Origin of the sequence: Streptomyces sp. NPDC048288 (assembly GCF_043201555.1) — a bacterium.
GTDB lineage: Bacteria > Actinomycetota > Actinomycetes > Streptomycetales > Streptomycetaceae > Streptomyces.
Genome location: NZ_JBICZD010000012.1, coordinates 122,050 through 138,760, shown reverse-complemented (window position 1 = coordinate 138,760; position 16,711 = coordinate 122,050). Strand labels below are relative to the sequence as shown.

17 protein-coding genes are annotated in these 16,711 nt (G+C 71.8%); 7 read left to right on the top strand and 10 right to left on the bottom strand.

Going from position 1 to position 16,711, the window contains the following annotated elements; translation table 11 throughout:
- Nucleotides 1–106 precede the first annotated feature (106 nt).
- The 3 genes from ACGFZS_RS36875 to ACGFZS_RS36865 all read left to right on the top strand — a co-directional run bounded on the left by ACGFZS_RS36875 (nucleotide 107) and on the right by ACGFZS_RS36865 (nucleotide 3,162).
- Nucleotides 107–1,426: an FMN-binding glutamate synthase family protein gene (locus ACGFZS_RS36875; protein ID WP_365689813.1), complete on the top strand. Its 1,320-nt coding sequence runs from the start codon at nucleotides 107–109 to the stop codon at nucleotides 1,424–1,426.
- Complete coding sequence (locus tag ACGFZS_RS36870) at nucleotides 1,423–2,514, top strand: FAD-dependent oxidoreductase (protein WP_393798752.1); 1,092 nt, start codon at nucleotides 1,423–1,425, stop codon at nucleotides 2,512–2,514. Before ACGFZS_RS36875 ends, ACGFZS_RS36870 begins: the two co-directional genes overlap by 4 nt.
- Before the next feature lie 78 nt (nucleotides 2,515–2,592).
- Entirely contained in the window at nucleotides 2,593–3,162 is a 570-nt protein-coding gene (locus tag ACGFZS_RS36865; RefSeq protein WP_355726549.1) for an XRE family transcriptional regulator, read from the top strand.
- Nucleotides 3,163–3,195: 33 nt separating this feature from the next.
- Here ACGFZS_RS36865 and ACGFZS_RS36860 read toward each other — a convergent pair whose 3' ends face one another.
- Nucleotides 3,196–3,774, bottom strand: a complete 579-nt coding sequence (locus ACGFZS_RS36860; RefSeq protein WP_393798751.1) for a hypothetical protein — start codon at nucleotides 3,772–3,774, stop codon at nucleotides 3,196–3,198.
- 480 nt (nucleotides 3,775–4,254) lie between these two features.
- On the opposite strand from ACGFZS_RS36860, the gene ACGFZS_RS36855 reads away from it, so the two are divergent.
- Together ACGFZS_RS36855 and ACGFZS_RS36850 are read left to right on the top strand one after the other, a co-directional pair.
- A complete protein-coding gene (locus tag ACGFZS_RS36855; protein ID WP_393798750.1) occupies nucleotides 4,255–5,490 on the top strand; it encodes a S8 family serine peptidase in 1,236 nt (411 codons plus the stop codon).
- Entirely contained in the window at nucleotides 5,487–5,735 is a 249-nt protein-coding gene (locus tag ACGFZS_RS36850) for a hypothetical protein (RefSeq protein ID WP_393798749.1), read from the top strand. The genes ACGFZS_RS36855 and ACGFZS_RS36850 overlap by 4 nt, the downstream gene beginning before the upstream one ends.
- 216 nt (nucleotides 5,736–5,951) lie before the next feature.
- On the opposite strand, the gene ACGFZS_RS36845 is transcribed toward ACGFZS_RS36850, so the two are convergent.
- From ACGFZS_RS36845 to ACGFZS_RS36815, 7 genes are all read right to left on the bottom strand, one after another.
- Nucleotides 5,952–6,734 carry an SGNH/GDSL hydrolase family protein gene (locus ACGFZS_RS36845; RefSeq protein ID WP_393541293.1) on the bottom strand — a complete coding sequence of 261 codons (783 nt, stop codon included), beginning with the start codon at nucleotides 6,732–6,734 and terminating at the stop codon, nucleotides 5,952–5,954.
- Between the two features lie 488 nt (nucleotides 6,735–7,222).
- Nucleotides 7,223–8,236, bottom strand: a complete 1,014-nt coding sequence (locus ACGFZS_RS36840; RefSeq protein ID WP_393798748.1) for a hemolysin family protein — start codon at nucleotides 8,234–8,236, stop codon at nucleotides 7,223–7,225.
- A complete protein-coding gene (locus ACGFZS_RS36835) occupies nucleotides 8,233–9,567 on the bottom strand; it encodes a hemolysin family protein (protein ID WP_393798747.1) in 1,335 nt (444 codons plus the stop codon). Before ACGFZS_RS36835 ends, ACGFZS_RS36840 begins: the two co-directional genes overlap by 4 nt.
- A 163-nt stretch (nucleotides 9,568–9,730) precedes the next feature.
- Complete coding sequence (locus ACGFZS_RS36830) at nucleotides 9,731–10,165, bottom strand: GNAT family N-acetyltransferase (RefSeq protein ID WP_393798746.1); 435 nt, start codon at nucleotides 10,163–10,165, stop codon at nucleotides 9,731–9,733.
- A gap of 41 nt (nucleotides 10,166–10,206) precedes the next feature.
- Complete coding sequence (locus ACGFZS_RS36825; protein WP_393798745.1) at nucleotides 10,207–11,064, bottom strand: TIGR03621 family F420-dependent LLM class oxidoreductase; 858 nt, start codon at nucleotides 11,062–11,064, stop codon at nucleotides 10,207–10,209.
- Between the two features lie 46 nt (nucleotides 11,065–11,110).
- Entirely contained in the window at nucleotides 11,111–13,678 is a 2,568-nt protein-coding gene (locus ACGFZS_RS36820; RefSeq protein WP_393798744.1) for an ABC transporter permease, read from the bottom strand.
- Between the two features lie 4 nt (nucleotides 13,679–13,682).
- On the bottom strand, nucleotides 13,683–14,471 hold the full coding sequence (locus ACGFZS_RS36815) for an ABC transporter ATP-binding protein (RefSeq protein ID WP_393668639.1): 789 nt from the start codon (nucleotides 14,469–14,471) through the stop codon (nucleotides 13,683–13,685).
- 129 nt (nucleotides 14,472–14,600) lie between these two features.
- Here ACGFZS_RS36815 and ACGFZS_RS36810 point away from each other — a divergent pair, with 129 nt between their 5' ends.
- Nucleotides 14,601–14,852, top strand: coding sequence for a toxin-antitoxin system HicB family antitoxin (locus ACGFZS_RS36810; RefSeq protein ID WP_355726538.1), 252 nt, complete (start codon nucleotides 14,601–14,603; stop codon nucleotides 14,850–14,852).
- A gap of 4 nt (nucleotides 14,853–14,856) precedes the next feature.
- A complete protein-coding gene (locus ACGFZS_RS36805) occupies nucleotides 14,857–15,231 on the top strand; it encodes a fic family toxin-antitoxin system, toxin component (protein ID WP_359219537.1) in 375 nt (124 codons plus the stop codon).
- Here the strand turns inward: ACGFZS_RS36805 and ACGFZS_RS36800 are convergent, their stop codons facing one another.
- Together ACGFZS_RS36800 and ACGFZS_RS36795 are read right to left on the bottom strand one after the other, a co-directional pair.
- A complete protein-coding gene (locus tag ACGFZS_RS36800) occupies nucleotides 15,232–15,915 on the bottom strand; it encodes a class I SAM-dependent methyltransferase (protein WP_393798743.1) in 684 nt (227 codons plus the stop codon). It abuts the gene before it with no gap.
- An 81-nt stretch (nucleotides 15,916–15,996) separates the two neighbouring features.
- A complete protein-coding gene (locus tag ACGFZS_RS36795) occupies nucleotides 15,997–16,683 on the bottom strand; it encodes a triacylglycerol lipase (RefSeq protein WP_365689837.1) in 687 nt (228 codons plus the stop codon).
- Nucleotides 16,684–16,711: the final 28 nt, after the last annotated feature.

Genomic DNA, 16,711 nt, shown 5'->3' with positions numbered 1-16,711 from the left:
CGGGCTGGGTGTGGCTGGTCGCGCCCGCGCGGCGGTAGCCGCAAATCGATAACGCCCCGCGCCCCTGAAGGGGCGCTTCATCGAGCCCTGTTTGGAGTTATGAACCTTGGAACCCGCATCCCATGGTCTGCGTGAGTCGGCCACCTTTGATCGTGCGACCATCCATGCCATCCAGCGTGCCGCCGACACCGGGATCTATGACATCCGGGGGTGGGGGGCCAAGCGCAGGCTGCCGCACTTCGATGATCTGTTGCTGCTCGGTGCCTCCATGTCCCGTTATCCGCTGGAGGGTTACCGGGAGCGGTGTGACACGGACGTCGTGCTCGGTGCGCGGCACGCCAAGAACCCGCTGCGGCTCGCCACGCCCGTCACCATCGCCGGCATGAGTTTCGGGGCGCTCTCCGCGCAGGCCAAGGAGGCGCTGGGGCGGGGGGCGAGTGAGGTCGGTACGTCGACGACCACGGGGGACGGTGGGATGACCCCCGAGGAGCGTGGGCACTCCAAGCACCTCGTGTACCAGTACCTGCCGTCGCGGTACGGCATGAACCCGGACGACCTGCGGGCCGCCGACGCCATCGAGGTCGTCCTCGGGCAGGGGGCCAAGCCGGGGGGCGGGGGGATGCTGCTCGGGCAGAAGGTCACCGAACGGGTGGCGGGGATGCGGACGTTGCCGGTCGGGATCGATCAGAGGAGCGCGTGCAGGCATCCCGACTGGACCGGGCCCGACGACCTCGCCATCAAGATCCTCGAACTGCGCGAGATCACCGACTGGGAGAAGCCGGTCTATGTGAAGGTCGGCGCGACCCGGACGTACTACGACGTGAAGCTGGCCGTGCACGCGGGCGCCGACGTCGTGGTGGTCGACGGCATGCAGGGCGGTACGGCGGCCACCCAGGACGTCTTCATCGAGCACGTCGGCATCCCGACGCTCGCCGCCCTGCCCCAGGCGGTGCGGGCCCTTCAGGAGCTGGGCGTGCACCGGGAGGTCCAGCTGGTGGTGTCGGGCGGCATCCGGTCCGGCGCCGACATGGCGAAGGCGCTGGCGCTGGGGGCGGACGCGGTCGCCATCGGTACGGCGGCGCTCATCGCGCTCGGCGACAACCACCCCCGGTACGAGGAGGAGTACCGGCGACTGGGGTCGGCGGCAGGCTACTTCGACGACTACCAGGACGGCCGCGACCCGGCCGGCATCTCCACCCAGGACCCGGAGCTCGCCGCCCGGCTCGACCCGGTCGAGGGCGGCCGGCGGCTCGCCAACTTCCTGCGGGTGATGACCATGGAGGCCCAGACCCTGGCCCGCGCCTGCGGCAAGGCCCACCTGCTGCACCTCGAACCCGAGGACCTGGTCGCGCTCACCATCGAGTCCGCCGCCATGGCCCGGGTCCCACTGGCGGGCACGGACTGGATCCCGGGGACCGGGCTGTGATCGCGGTCGTCGGCGCCGGGCTGATGGGCGCGGCCACCGCCTGGCAGCTCGCCCGGCGCGGCCACCCGGTCACCCTGATCGAGGCATACGACATCGGGCACAAGCGGGGCAGCTCCCACGGCAGTTCACGCATCTTCCGGCATGCCTACGCCGACCCCTTCTACGTCCGCCTGACCGGGCGGGCGCTGGAGGAGTGGCGGGTGCTGGAGGAGGACACCTCGACTCCCCTGCTGCGCACCACCGGTGGGCTCGACCTGGGGGAGGGACGGGACCCGGAGGGCCTCGCCGAGGTCCTTGCGGCGGCCGGAGTGCCGTACGAACTCCTCGGCGCCGAGGCCGCCCGGGAGCGCTGGCCGTCGATCCGGTTCACCGGCCCGGCGCTGTACCACCCGGGTGCGGGGGTGCTGGACGCGGACGAGACCGTCGCCGCCTGTGTGCGCGGGGCGGTGGAGCACGGGGCGGACGCGGTGATCGGCGCGCGTGTCGTGGGCCTGGAGGTGGTCGCGGGCGGCGCGGTGCTGCTGCGTACCGACGACGGCCGGGAACGCACCGCCGACACCGTGGTGATCGCGGCCGGCGCCTGGCTGCCCGAACTCGAACTGCCGCTGGCGCTCCCGCCGTTGACGGTCACCCAGCAGCAGGTCTTCCACTTCCGGCAGCGGGACCCGGGCGAGCGGTGGCCGATCCTGGTCACCAAGGACGCCGACCTGCAGGTCTTCGGGCTGCCGTCGGGCAGCGACGGGGGCTTCCTCCCGGCGATGAAGGTGGCCGAGCACGACCGGGGCACGCCCACGACGGCCAGGACCCGCAGCGGGGTGGTCGACCCCGCGTCCCGGAGCCGGGTGAGCGGCTTCGTGCGTGACCGGCTGCCGGGGCTCGACCCCGCCCCGGTCGCCGAGGCGACCTGCCTCTACACCACCACCCCCGACGAGGACTTCGTCCTGGACCGGCACGGGCCGTTCGTGATCGTCTCGCCGTGCTCCGGGCACGGCGCGAAGTTCGCCCCGCTCATCGGGGCGATGGCGGCCGACCTGGCGACCGGCCGGGCCGAGCCCCAGCCACGCTTCCGGCTCGAACGCGCGGGCTAGGATGCGCCGGTGACCGAGCAGCACACAGACGGCGACGACGGCGACAGCAACGCAAGCGACGATTTCGACGAGAAGGCACTGGAGCGGATCATCGCGGTCCGCACCCGTGAGTACCGGCAGGCGGCGGGGGTCTCGGTCGGGGAGATGGCGCAGCGCGTCGGGATCTCCAAGGCCATGCTGTCGAAGATCGAGAACGCCCAGACGGCGTGCAGCCTCACCACCCTGTCGCGCCTCGCCCGCGGCCTCGACGTCCCCGTCACCGCCCTGTTCCGGGGCATGGACGACGACCGGGAGGCGGTCTTCGTGCCGGCCGGCCACGGCGCCCGGATCGTCCGGCGCGGCAGCCGCGTCGGCCACGAGTACGCTCAGCTGGGCTCGCTGCGGGGCGCCCACAAGCGGATGGACGCCCTGCTGGTCACCCTCACCGAGCAGAGCGAGGTCTTCCCGCTCTTCCAGCACGGCGGCACCGAGCTGCTCTACATGCTGGAGGGCGAGATGGTCTACGGCCACGGCAAGGCCAGCTACACCCTGCGCCCCGGCGACGCCCTCCAGTTCGACGGCGAGGCCCCGCACGGCCCCGAACGCCTCGTCGCCCTGCCGATCCGCTTCCTCACGGTGACGGCCTTCGGGGACAGCCCCCAGCACTGAGCCGGGAACCGGCCCGCGCGGGATGACACCCGGTCAGTACTTGGCGGCCAGACTGACCTGAGTGTCGCCTCCGGCTCCTACGAGCCGCCACCGCAGCCACTTGCGGTCGGGCGCGTTCGTGTTCACGGAGAGCCAGTGTCCCGGAACGACCGTGCCCTGCCAGTTCTGGACCCAGAAGCATTCCTGGCCGTTGCACTGCCACATGTCGACGAAGAGGGTGGCGTTGTGCGACCCCTCGCGACCCACCATCGCGATCCCTGTTCCGAAACCCACAGCGCGATCCGTCCCGCAGGTCGCCCAGTCCCAACCCTGCAGACACGCCTGGGCGCCGTTGCAGAACGTGTTCCGGAACCAGACCTGCTCGTCCGTGGTGAGCACCGACGGATCGCCGTCGCCGGCCCGTTCGCCACTCGCCTGCTTCCCGGCGTCGGGCGGTCCCTCGACCTCGCCCGGAGTGGCGGGAACCTGGTCGATCGCGCGGCCGCTCTCCACGATCGCCTTCGTACCGTCGAAGAACTCGATGATCTGGATGGCGTGGTCGTCTCCCAGCGCCATCGTTGCCTGAATGCTCGGAGGCAATGCCTGCTTGATGTTGACGGTCGTCGTTGTCATCTCAGACTTCCTCTCTCCGGCAAGGGATGCGTGGTGGCGTGCCCTGCCAAGATGAGTCTGCTGAGGCGGGATTGAGGGTTTCCGGTGCGTGCGGTCACGCATTTCCACCCGTACGACCCCGCTCGTTCTCAGATGGATAGTGCTGGTGCGACTGCCCTACCTGGCCCTGTCGAGCGCGTTCGCCTTCATACGGCTGCTGCCGATGAGCACCGCGGACAAGGGCAATATGGGGCCTTTGTGTGCATTCTATCAGCGTCTCCAGTTGCGGCGCGGGCGCCACCGCTGAGTTGCGGGCCTCCATGCCCAATGCCACGGTCTAAACAGGGGGATGCCGACGCGCGCGCCTACAAACCGGGAAGCGCACAGAGAGCGGGAAATTCAATGGTGAACGGACCTATGGACAGGCGTGTCTTCAATGGGCAACCCGATCGGCCCAATGGCCCCGTCACGGGCCAGGGCACGGAGTACACCGGTCGGTACGTGGTCCTGCTCGACCCGAGCAACCAGGAGAGCGGCCTGAACGCCCTGAGGTCCGCCGCCGACATCGCGCCTGTCGAACGCGTCCGGGGCACCGAGGTCGCGAACGTCGCCGAACTCCTCGAACGCCCCGATGTCTCGGTGCACTTCGAGGAACTCGGAGTCGCCGTCGTCGAGGTACGGCCCGAACTGCGCCACACGCTGGTGACGACGGCCGAGGCGGAGCCGTCGATCATCGCGGCGGAACCGGAGCGCATGGTGTACGCCATGCCGATCACCGCCCCGCAGCAGGCACCGACCGAGTTCTTCCCGGCCTACCGCAGCGACGAGGACGTGGTCACCCGCCACACCAGAGCCGAAATCGCCGCCGCCCAGGGCCCGGCCCTGGACGAGCAGACGTTCACCTGGGGCCTGCAGGCGATCCGGGCCAACCTGTCCCACCTGACCGGACGCGGTGTGAAGGTCGCTGTCCTCGACACCGGCGTGGACACCACCCACCCGGACCTGGTCCGGTGTGTCGAGGACACGATGTCCTTCGTGACCGGCGAGGCGGTCGAGGACGGCCACGGCCATGGCACCCACTGCATCGGTACTGTCGCCGGCCCGAAAGACCCCCAGCAGAAACCCCGTTACGGCGTGGCCTGCGACGCCCGGATCCTCGCCGGGAAGGTCCTCAGCAACCAGGGCAGCGGCGCCGACGGCCAGATCCTGGCGGGTATGGCCTGGGCCATCGCCCGGGGCGCGCGGGTGATCTCCATGTCGCTCGGCGCTCGGGTCCAGCCCGGTGAGCTGTTCCCGCAGACGTACGAGATTCTGGCCCAGCGCGCGCTCGAGCGCGGGACGGTGATCGTCGCCGCCGCGGGCAACGACAGCAGCCGGCCCTCGAACATCCTGCCGGTCAGCCGACCCGCCAACTGTCCCTCCGTCCTCGCGGTAGCCGCGCTCGACAAGTCGATCACGCCGTCGTTCTTCTCCAACGGCGAAATCAACGGCCAGGGCGGTGAGATCAACATCGCCGCGCCCGGCAGGGACGTGCGCTCGGCCGCTCCGGGCGGCGGGTACCAGACCATGAGCGGCACGAGCATGGCCACGCCCCACGTCGCGGGCGTCCTCGCCCTGCTCGCCGAAGCCAGCCCCGACGCTTCCGCGGCCGATCTCGTGGCGAGCCTGAAATCAGGCGCGTTCCCCCTGACACAGCCCGTCCGGGACGTCGGCGCGGGCCTGCTGCAGGCCCCATGAGTGAGTCAGCCCGGTCCGCGCCGGTCGGGGTCGTCCTCGCGGTCGACCCCGACCGGTTCGCGGAGGTGGTAGCGGCCCTGCGGCAGGCCGGGCTCACGGTCACGGGCGAGCAGCCGGTCCTCGGTACGCTCTCCGGCACCGTCGCGGAGGACCGTGTACCAGGCCTGGAGGCGGTCGACGGCGTCGCATCCGTCGATCGGGAGCGCACCGTCCGGCTCCCCCCGCCCGACACCCCGATCCAGTGAGCTCACTGACGGCCGTCCTCCGTACGTCGGCCCTCCCCGTTCCGCCTTCACCGGTCACCCGCCAGTGAGCATCTGATCAGCCGTCCGCCGTCCGCCGTCCGCCGTCCGCCGGCTCGGCGGTGGCCCGGCCGTGCAAGCCGGGGTCTGTGTCGCCCGTAGGGGTGACCCAGGAGGCTTTGCCCGGCTCAGCGCTGGGCCGGGAACCGGCCCGCGCCGCTACGCCTCGTAGGGCAGCAGCTCCGGCCGCTTCGGCGCGCGGCCGTCGCCCGAGGAGCGGCCGGTCAGGCGGCGGCCTATCCACGGCAGCAGGTACTGCTTGGTGAAGCGGGCGTCCGCGATCCGGCGCGCGGCCCAGCCGGGCGGCGCCGTGGCCGGTAGCGGCGTCCGCCACTCGGGGTCCTCGGCCTCGTGGCCGAGGGTCTGCCAGACCGCCTCGGCGACCCGGCGGTGCCCCTCGTCCGTCAGGTGCAGCCGGTCCACGTCCCACATCCGGGGGTCGGCCAGCGAGGGCGCGCCGTACAGGTCGACCACGAGAGCGCCGTGCCGTGCGGCCAGCTCGTCGACGCAGGCGAACAGCTCCTCCATGCGCGGCCGGAACCGCTCCAGGACCGGGCCCTGGCGGCCGGGGCTGCGCATCAGCACCAGCTGCTCGCAGGCCGGCGTCAGCCGCTCCACCGCCTCGGTGAGCAGATCCCGGACCCGGCCCATGTCGCACTTGGGCCGAAGCGTGTCGTTGAGGCCGCCGACCAGTGTGATCACGTCGGGCCGCATCGCGACCGCCACGTCCACCTGCTCCTCGACGATCTGTGCGATCAGCTTGCCGCGCACCGCGAGGTTCGCGTAGCGGAAGCCGGGGGTGCGGGCGGCCATCCGTCCGGCGAGGACGTCGGCCCAGCCGCGGTAGGAGCCGTCGGGGTTCAGGTCCGACATGCCCTCGGTGAAGGAGTCGCCGATCGCGACCAGGCTGGAGTGTGCGGGAGGCACCGGGTTCTTGTGCATGGCGACGCAAATGGTATCCCGAGGCTCATACCCGCCGGTCGGTCGCTCCCCCTCCGCCCCGCACCCGTCCCACGCGCAGCCTGCCCCCACCCGGACCGGGCTCACTCGGGCCCTGTTCTCACTCGGACCGGGCTCACTCGGGCCCTGTTCTCACTCGGACCGGGCTCACTCGGGCCCTGTTCTCACTCGGACCGGGCTCACTCGGGCCCTGCTCTCACTCGGACCGGGCTCACTCGGGCCCTGCTCTCACTCGGACCGGGCTCACTCGGGCCCTGTTCTCACCCGGACCGGGCTCACTCGTGCCCTCCTCCCACCCGGACCGGGCCCACCCGCGCCCTGCTCGCGCGCGAGCGCGGCCCGCCCGCGCCCCGCTTCCGCCTGAGCCCGGCCCGGTCCCGCCCGCTCCCGCCCGGTCGCGGCCCGCTCGCCCGCCGATTAGGGCTCCGCTCCCGCCCGGGCGCGGTTTCGGCCGCGCCCGGGACCGGGGCCTACGCGTGCTGCCCGAACAGCTCTCGCAGTACGTCCTCCATCGTCACCAGCCCGGCCAGCCGCTCGTCGTCGCCGAGTACGCCGGCCAGGTGGGTCCGGCTGCCGCGCATCGCGGTGAGGACGTCGTCGAGCGGGGTGTCGGCGCGGACGCGGGCGATGGGGCGCATGTCGCGGAGCCGGAAGGCCTCGGCGCGGGGGGAGGCGTCCAGTGCGTCCTTGACGTGGAGATAGCCGACGATCCGCCGGCCCTCGTCCACCACCGGGAAGCGGGAGAAGCCGGACTCCGCCGAGAGCCGCTCCAGCTCCTCCGGGGTGACGCCCACGCGGGCGTAGACGACACGTTCCAGCGGTACGACGACGTCCCGTACCGGGCGGCGGCCCAGCTCCAGGGCGTCGTGCAGCCGCTCCCGCGCCCGGTCGTCGATCAGGCCCGCCTCGCCGGCGTCCCGGACGATCTCGGCGAGCTGGGTGTCCGTGAAGGTCGCCGAGACCTCGTCCTTCGTCTCCACCCGGAGCAGCTTGAGCAGGGTGTTGGCGAAGGCGTTGATGGTGAAGATCACCGGGCGCAGCGCCCGGGACAGGGCCACCAGCGGCGGGCCGAGCAGCAGCGCGCTGCGCACCGGCTCGGCCAGCGCCACGTTCTTCGGCACCATCTCGCCGAGCAGCATGTGCAGATAGGTGGCGAGGACCAGCGCGATCACGAAGGACACCACATGGCCCGCGCTCTCGGGCACGCCGACCGCGTGGAACACCGGCTCCAGCAGGTGCTCGATCGCCGGTTCCGCGACCACGCCCAGCACCAGCGTGCACAGCGTGATGCCGAGCTGGGCGGCGGCGAGCAGCGCGGACACGTGCTCCAGCCCCCACAGCACGCTCTTGGCCCGCCGGTCGCCCGCCTCGGCGTGCGGCTCGATCTGGGAGCGGCGCACGGAGATCAACGCGAACTCGGCGCCCACGAAGAACGCGTTCACGACCAGCGTCGCGAACCCGATCAGCAGTTGTACGGCGGTCACCGCTGCTCCTCCTGCTCCGACTCGTCGGCGAGCGGTGCGTGCAGCAGCACCCGGGCCGCCCGCCGCCCCGACGCGTCCACCACGTCCAGCCGCCATCCGGCGACCTCGACCCCGTCCCCGGTCTCGGGTATCCGGCCCAGCTCGGCCGCGACCAGCCCGGCGAGCGTCTCGTACGGCCCCTCGGGCGCCCGCAGGCCCACCCGGGCGAGCTGGTCCATCCGGGCCGCGCCGTCCGCCGAGTAGAGCGCGCGGCCCGACTCGTCGGCGCCGGCGGGGGCGAGGTCGGGGGTCTCGTGCGGGTCGTGCTCGTCGCGGACCTCGCCGACGACCTCCTCGACGATGTCCTCCAGGGTGGCGACCCCGGCCGTACCGCCGTACTCGTCGATGACGACGGCCATGGTGCGCCGGCCGCCGAGGCGGTCCAGGAGGCGGTCGACGGTGAGGGACTCGGGCACCAGCAGCGGCTCGCGCATCACCTGGGCGACCCGGGTCCGGGACCGCTCGTCGGTCGGCAGGGCGAGGACGTCCTTGATGTGGGCGGTGCCGACGACCGAGTCCAGGCTGTCCCGGTAGACCGGGAAGCGGGACAGACCGGTCGCACGGGTGGCGTTCGCCACGTCCTCGCAGGTCGCCCGGACCTCCAGGGCGACGACCTGGACGCGCGGGGTCATCACGTTCTCGGCGGTGAGGTCGGCGAGGTTCAGGGTGCGCACGAACAGCTCGGCGGTGTCCGGCTCCAGCGCGCCCTGCCGGGCCGAGTGCCGGGCCAGCGCGGCCAGCTCCTGGGGCCCGCGCGCGGAGGCCAGCTCCTCGGCGGGCTCGATGCCCAGGCGCCGGACCAGCCGGTTCGCCGTGTTGTTCAGATGGGTGATGAAGGGCCGGAAGGCCGCGCTGAACCAGCGCTGGGCGTTGCCCACCCGCTTGGCCACGGCCAGCGGCGAGGAGATCGCCCAGTTCTTGGGCACCAGCTCGCCGACGACCATCAGGAACACCGTGGACAGCGCGGTGCCGAGCACCAGCGCCAGCGAGCTGGCCGCCGACGCCCCGAGGCCCACGGCCTCCAGCGGACCGGCCAGCAGCTTGGCGATCGAGGGCTCGGAGAGCATGCCGACCACCAGGTTGGTGACCGTGATGCCGAGCTGGGCCCCCGAGAGCTGGAACGTGAGGTTCCGTACGGCCTTGAGCGCGCCGGCCGCCCCGCGCTCGCCGCGCGCCACGGCCCGCTCCAGCTCGCCGCGCTCGACCGTGGTCAGCGAGAACTCGGCCGCGACGAAGGCACCGCAGGCGAGCGACAGCAGGATCGCCACCAGCAGGAGGAGCACTTCGGTCATCGGGTCACCTCCGTCCCATGATCGGACAGGGCGGACGGGACCGCGCGGTGTTGTCGGTACGGAGAACTGGGAGGCTCGCCCATGGGCGGACGCTCACACACCTTTCATCGAGGAGACCGGGATGCGGAATGACTCCTCAATGGTAAAGGATCGGCAAAGCAGGTCACTCGGCGGTCTCCGGCAGCGGTTTCACCCACCGCCGCCACTTCTCCTCCGGCGCGTACCCCGCCGCCCGCCAGGCATGGTGCGCGGTCTCGTTGCGCACCAGCACCATCGCGTCCCCGCGCCGCCCGCCGAGGCGTACGAAGCGCTCCTCGGCGGCCGCCAGCAGCGCCGACCCGATGCCCCGGCGGCGCCGCTCCGGGTGCACCGCCAGCCGGTACAGATGGCAGCGCCAGCCGTCGAAGCCGGCGATCACCGTGCCCACCAGCTCGCCGTCCAGCTCGGCGAGGAGCAGGGCCCCGGGGTCCCGGGCGACCAGGCGGTCCACCCCACCCCGGTCGTCGCTGATGCTGGTGCCCTCGGCCGCCGCCTTCCAGAAGGCGAGCACCGCGTCCAGGTCGTCGGGCGTCGCGGCCCGTATGCGCAGGTCGGTCATCCGGCGATCCCATCACGACCGCCCGCGCGGAACCCGCGTTTTCACCATGTGGACAGCGCGGCCAGCACCGGGGCGAACGCCTCCATGTACGGCTCCAGCACGGTCAGATAGGAGATGCCGTACCGCTCGCGCAGCCCCCGCACCCGCCCGGTGATCTCCTCCAGGGTGCCGACCAGGATGACGGGCAGGTCCAGGGCCCGCTCCAGGGTGAGCTGGGGGTGCCGGCCGAGCAGCGGGCCGAGCACGGACGCCGGGTCGTCGGTGACGGCCACCATCTGGAGGAGCAGGTTCCGTTCCGCTGGTTCCGCGCGGCCCGCCGCCCACTGCGCGTAGCGGGCCACCCGTTCGTCGAGTTCCGCCGCCGCGACCGGCTCCAGCCGCCCCTCCGTGTTCCCCGGGACCAGACGGGCCCCGGCGAAGGCCGCGATGTCCGCGTGCTCGGCTGTCAGCCGCAGCATCCGGTCGCCGTTGCCGCCGATCAGCAGGGGCACCCGGCACTCGTCCGACTTCCGCAGTTCCTCGACCGTGCGCCGCAGCTGGTCCACCCGCTCGCGCGGCGAGCCGAACGGCAGCCCGGCCCGGTCGTGCTCGGCCTGCACATAGCCGGTGCCGAGCCCGAGTTCGAGACGGCTGCCGGTCAGCTCCGCGGTCGTCGCCACCTCGCGGGCCAGCAGCACCGGGTTCCAGAAGCCCGCGTTGAGCACGAACGTGCCGAGGCGCGGCCGCTCGGTCGCCCCGGCCGCCGCCACCAGCGCCGGGAAGGGCGCCGGCATGCCGAGGTGGTCGGGGACGAGGATCACGTCGTACCCGAGTTCCTCGGCGCGCCGGCACTTCGCGCGCCACTCGTCGGCCGGCGCGGACGTGAGCAGGTTGACCCCGAAGCGGAACGGACGCGGCATGAACTCTCCTCGGCAGCCGGCGGTTCGAGCCCTCCGCCGGATTCCATCACTCGTGCGCGATGGCCGCCAGCACATTCATGCGCGATGCACGCAGGGCCGGCAGCAGGGCCGCCACGATGCCGACGACCGCCGAGCCGATCACCACCGCGACGATCGTGCCCCAGGGGATCGCGAGGGCCTTCATGCCCTGGAGGGCCAGGACCTGCTGGACGCACACGCCCCACACCAGGCCGAGCGCGAGCCCCAGCACCGCGCCGAACACCGCGATCACCACCGACTCCAGCCGGATCATCCGGCGCAGCTGCCGCCGGCCCAGCCCGATCGCGCGCAGCAGCCCGATCTCCCGGGTGCGCTCCACGACCGACAGGGCGAGGGTGTTGACCACGCCGAGCACCGCGATCACGATCGCGAGGCCGAGCAGCGCGTACACGAGGTACAGCAGCACGGCGATCTGGTCGTGGACCAGCTTCTTGTAGTCGGCCTGGTCACGGACCTGGACCTGCGGGAAGGGGGCGAGGGTCCGCTCCAGGTTCGCGCGGAGCCGGTCCGCGCTCGTGCCCGCGGTCCGGTTGACGTACAGCGAGGAGTCCTGGCCGCCGGGGACGTACTTCGCCACGGTGCCGATCCCGAAGAACAGCCCGCCCTGGGTGCCGAAGCCGCCGCTGCCGTCCTGGTCGGTGAGCGCGCCCACCTTCATCTCGGCGGTCTTCCCGCCCTGGAACTCCACCGGGACCACACTGCCCAGCCGGACCTTGTGGTCCGCGGCGAAGGTGGCGTCCATGCCGAGGCTGCCGGCGGCCAGCGCGGCGGCGGTGTCACCGCCCTTGTAGGCGACATGGGCGACGTCGTCGACCTGCGGGTCGTACCCGGCGGCCGTCGTGGTGATCCGCCTGCCGTCCGGCAGCCGTACCGCCACGGGCGCGAACCGCTGCCGTACGACGAGACCCACGCCGTCGGTGGCACGCACCTTGTCGGTGATCTCCTGGGTGAACGGCAGGAAGTTGCTGTTCTGGATGACGAAGTCGGCGCCCAGCGTCTTGTCGATCTGCTGGTCGAAGGACCTGGACATGGAGGCGCTGGCCACCGACATCCCGCCGACCAGGGCGAGGCCCACCATGAGCGCGGCGGCGGTGGCACCGGTACGGCGCGGGTTGCGCAGGGCGTTGCGCTGGCTCATCCGGCCGACCGAGCCGAAGAGGGCGGGGAACGCGCCGCCGAGGACCCGGATCACGGGCCGGACCAGCAGCGGTCCGGCGATGACGGTCGCGATCAGGGTCAGCACGACACCGAGGCCCAGCAGCGAGGCGGCGGAGGCGGTCTTCGTGGCCGTCGCACAGCCGGTCAGGGCCGCCGCCCCGAGCGCGCCGACGACCGCGCCGACGATCGCCCGCACCTTCAACGGCTTGCCCACACCGGCGATCTCGGCGTCCGCGAGCGCCGCCATCGGGGAGACGGTGGCCGCGCGCCGGGCGGGCAGATACGCGGCGACGAAGGTGACCCCGACCCCCACCACGTACGCGGCGACGGGCGTGCCCCAGCCGATGACCATCTCGGTGGCCTTGAGGTTCATCCCGAACGCGCTCATCAGCTTGATCAGCCCGAACGCCAGCCCGATCCCGGCGCCCAGACCCAGCGTCGAGCCGACGAGCCCGAGCAGCGTCGCCTCGGTGAGCACGGACCGCCGCACCTGCCGGCGGTCGGCGCCCAGGGCCCGCAACAGGCCCAGTTCACGGGTGCGCTGGGCGATCAGCATGGAGAAGGTGTTGACGATCAGGAAGACGCCCACGAGCGTGGCGATGCCCGCGAAGCCCAGCATCACGTACTTGATGACGTCGAGGAAGCCGCCGAGGTCCGCGGCCGAGGACTTGGCCTGTTCGTCGGCGGTCTTCAGGTCGTAGGTGCCGGTCCCGATCGCCGCTCCGACGCGGCTCTTGAGCTCGGCGTCGGTGACCCCCTGCGCCGCGTCCACCGAGATGCTGGTGGCCCTGGCCGCGGAGCCCAGCAGTTCCTTCGCGGCGACGGACGGGTCGAGGAAGACCAGGGCGGCGCCCGGGTTGGTGGTGGTGAAGGTGGCGATGCCGACGATCTCCACCTCGAAGGTGCCGGGCTGGGCCTGCACGGTCAGCGTGTCGCCGATCCGCACGTGCTTCTTGTCGGCGGTGTCCGCGTCGAGCAGTGCCTGGCCGGCGCCCTGCGGGGCGTGCCCCGAGGTCAGCCTCACGGGGCTGCGCGGGGTGAGGTACCAGTCGGTGGCGATGGTCGGGGCGCCGGTGGTGGGGCCGACCGACTTGTTGTGGCTGTCGACCACCACGATGTTCTGCACGGACACGTCCGCGTGCGTGTCCGCGACCCCGTCGACCTTGGCGACCTGGTCCTTCAGGGAGGCCGGCACGGTCTGGACGGCGCCGGTCGGCACCGACGACTTGAGGTCCTCCTTCGGCTCCACCGTCACATCGGCGGAGGTGGAGGCGAACAGCCGGTCGAAGGTGCGGGTGACGGTGTCGGAGAAGATCAGGCTGCCCGCGACGAACGCCACGGACAGGACGATGGCCAGCGCGGACAGCAGCAGCCGTCCCTTGTGCGCCAGGAAGCTGCGCAGGGTCGCCTTGAGCACTGGGTCAGTCCTCCTCGGGTCCGGCGGACCCGCGTCCCACGTCGAATCGCTTCATGCGTTCCAGCACGGCGTCCGCCGTCGGGCTCTCCATCCGGTCCACGATCCGGCCGTCCGCGAGGAAGAGCACCAGGTCGGAGTGGGCGGCGGCGCCCGGGTCATGGGTCACCATGACGACCGTCTGGCCGAGCTGGTCGACCGCGTCCCGCAGGAAGCCGAGCACCTCCAGACCGGCCCGGGAGTCCAGGTTGCCGGTCGGCTCGTCGGCGAAGATCAGCTCGGGGCGGGAGGCCAGCGCCCGCGCGCAGGCCACGCGCTGCTGCTGGCCGCCGGAGAGCTGGGCGGGCCGGTGCTTGAGCCGGTCCCGCAGCCCCAGGGTGTCGATGACCTGGTCCAGCCACTTCTCGTCGGGCCTGCGGCCCGCGATGTCCATGGGCAGGGTGATGTTCTCGGCCGCGTTCAGCGTCGGGATCAGGTTGAACGACTGGAACATGAACCCGATCCGGTCCCGGCGCAGCCGCGTCAGCTCGCGCTCCCTCAGACCGGTGATCTCGGTGCCGCCGAGCCAGACCTGGCCGGCCGACACGGTGTCCAGCCCCGCCAGACAGTGCATCAACGTGGACTTCCCGGAGCCGGACGGGCCCATGACCGCGGTGAAGCGGCCGCGCGCGATGTCCACGTCCACCGAGTCCAGCGCCAGCACCGCCGTCTCGCCCGCGCCGTACGCCTTGGTCAGCCCGCGGGCGCGGGCCGCGGTCCCCTCGGCGGCGGGCGCCTCCGCAGCTGCTGTGGACACGACTGCCTCCCCGTTCGCACGACCTCTTTGTCCGGGTCGAGCGTAGTGTGACCCGTCGCACAGGCGGTATCACTTTTCGATTCCGATGCGCGCTTGCCCTCGCTAGCGTTCCGGCGCTAGCTTCGGTGTATGGCGAAGACCCAGCTGAACGTGCGCGTGGACGAGGGCACCGCCAAGGCGGCCCGCGAGCGCGCTCTCGCGCGTGGTGTGAGCGTCAACCGCTACATAGAGGAACTGGTCATGCAGGACACGGGTGAAGCGGGCCGTACGTTCGTCGAGGCCGCCGCCGACTTCATGAAGCAGTACGAGTCCGTCTTCGCCGAGGAGTTCGGCGAGACGCACGGTACCGACACGTCTGACAAGACCGAAGGCCGTCACTGATCCCTTGAGCGACCTGACCATCGATCTCGCCTGGCTCCTCATGCTCGCCGAACAGAAGACCCCCGGGGACCCGCAGGTCACCGACTGGGGCGCGCTGATCGCGGCGGTCGCACGGCACCGGGCCGAGATATTCGACGTCCCCGTCTACGACTCCCCGCAGGCCCGCGCCGCCGCCCTGCTGCAGCTCCTCATCCATGTGCCGGCCCTGGAGCGCTCGAACGCCCTGTTCGCGGCCTCGGTCGCCTACGCCTACCTGGTCGCCAGCGGCCTCAAGGTCGCCACCTCGCCCGAGCAGGTCCGCGATCTGGCCCGGCTGGTCAAGAACGGCCAGGCGAGCGTGGCCGACATCGCCGAGGAGCTGCGCCGCTGGAGCCTGTGATCAGGACTCCGGGGGCTTGCGCGCGACCCCGAGCACACAGTAGGAGGACGGCAGCCGGGGTCCGTGCTCCGGCAGCAACACCCGCCGGTACGGACCGAGTTCGAACCCGGCCGCGCGCAGTGCGGCGACCGGCTCCCGGGACAGATGGCAGTCGCCGCTCAGCAGTGGCCACACTGTCCGGTCCAGTGCCCGCTGGGTGAACCGCATCGCCGGGCCGCCGCCCGAGCCGTGCTCGAAGAACCGCAGCTCACCGCCCGGCCGCAGCACCCGCCGCACCTCCGCGAGCGCCCGCGGCACGTCCCGGACACTGCACAGCACCAGCGAGAGCACCGCCGCGTCATAGGCCTCGCTCTTCACCGGCAGCGCCTCCGCCGTGCCCGGCACCACGTCCACCGGGACCTCGGCGCGCACGGCGGCGTCGGCCGCCAACTGCCGCAGGGTGCGCTCCGGTTCGATCGCGACGACCTCCGCGACCGCACGGGGATAGCGCGCGAAGTTGAGCCCGTTGCCCGCGCCGATCTCGATCACCCGCCCGGACAGCCCGGAGAGCAGCCGCTCCCGGATCACCGCCATGCCGAGTCCGGTCTCGGCGGCGACGCTGCAGCGGGCGTAGAAACGGGCGAACAGCGGGTGGTGGACGGGATCCCGCACCGGTTCCCCGGAACTGAGGGACATCAGCCGCATGACGACCTCCAGACCTCCAGACGGAAGCAGGTCTACGGTGATTGTCCCCCGCACGGGCCCGTCGCACCCCCGCGACGGGTTTTACGCGATGAAGTCGCGTACCTGCTGGTACACGCCGTAGTCGTTGTTCATGTCAGTGTGCGAGATGCAGCCGACGCCGACATTGGTCGCCCCGCTCAGCAGCGCCGAGCTGTCCGGGTCGATCGCCGAGTCGCAGTTCGACCAGTACGCCGCGTACGTGACGCTGCCGGGCGTCTCGTCACCGGAGTTCAGGGCGGTCAGGAAGGAGCTGCCGGTGGTCATCTCCTTGCAGGAGGTGTACAGCCACCCGCACAGCGAGGCGACGCTCGTCCCGTGGTTCACCCCGGCGACCGACACGAAGTCGTCCACGTACGCGGTCCCGCCGAGGTTCTTGAGGTAGTAGCGGCTGTTGAGCGCGCCCATGGAGTGGACCACCAGGTCCACCTTCGAGGCGCCGGTCGTCGAGAGGACGGACTGGATGTAGGTGGACAGCTGCGAGGCGGTGGTGACATTCGACTTCGTCCAGTCGTACGACCAGGCGTACAGCTCCGACGAGGTGTACCCGTCGGCCTTGAAGTCCGCGATCCAGTCGTCCCAGCTGCTGGAGTCGCTGCTCAGACCGTGCACGAACACGATCGGGTTGTGGCTGGCCGCGTGTGCGGGAGTCGTGGCCAGGGGGAGTGACAGAAGGAGCGAACCGGCTATCGCCGACAGAGCCGTTGCGATGCGACGCTTTGCGCGTTGCATGATGCCTCCTGAAACGGGTGGGGTTGTT

Bases quoted from the DNA above. Each gene is read 5' to 3' on its own strand.
- ACGFZS_RS36825 (WP_393798745.1), bottom strand. From the start codon at position 11,064: ATGCCGCGTCCGTTCCGCTTCGGGGTCAACCTGCTCACGTCCGCGCCG.
- ACGFZS_RS36800 (WP_393798743.1), bottom strand. From the start codon at position 15,915: ATGCGGCTGATGTCCCTCAGTTCCGGGGAACCGGTGCGGGATCCCGTC.
- ACGFZS_RS36810 (WP_355726538.1), top strand. From the start codon at position 14,601: ATGGCGAAGACCCAGCTGAACGTGCGCGTGGACGAGGGCACCGCCAAG.
- ACGFZS_RS36860 (WP_393798751.1), bottom strand. From the start codon at position 3,774: ATGACAACGACGACCGTCAACATCAAGCAGGCATTGCCTCCGAGCATT.
- ACGFZS_RS36845 (WP_393541293.1), bottom strand. From the start codon at position 6,734: ATGCACAAGAACCCGGTGCCTCCCGCACACTCCAGCCTGGTCGCGATC.
- ACGFZS_RS36850 (WP_393798749.1), top strand. From the start codon at position 5,487: ATGAGTGAGTCAGCCCGGTCCGCGCCGGTCGGGGTCGTCCTCGCGGTC.
- ACGFZS_RS36830 (WP_393798746.1), bottom strand. From the start codon at position 10,165: ATGACCGACCTGCGCATACGGGCCGCGACGCCCGACGACCTGGACGCG.
- ACGFZS_RS36795 (WP_365689837.1), bottom strand. From the start codon at position 16,683: ATGCAACGCGCAAAGCGTCGCATCGCAACGGCTCTGTCGGCGATAGCC.
- ACGFZS_RS36835 (WP_393798747.1), bottom strand. From the start codon at position 9,567: ATGACCGAAGTGCTCCTCCTGCTGGTGGCGATCCTGCTGTCGCTCGCC.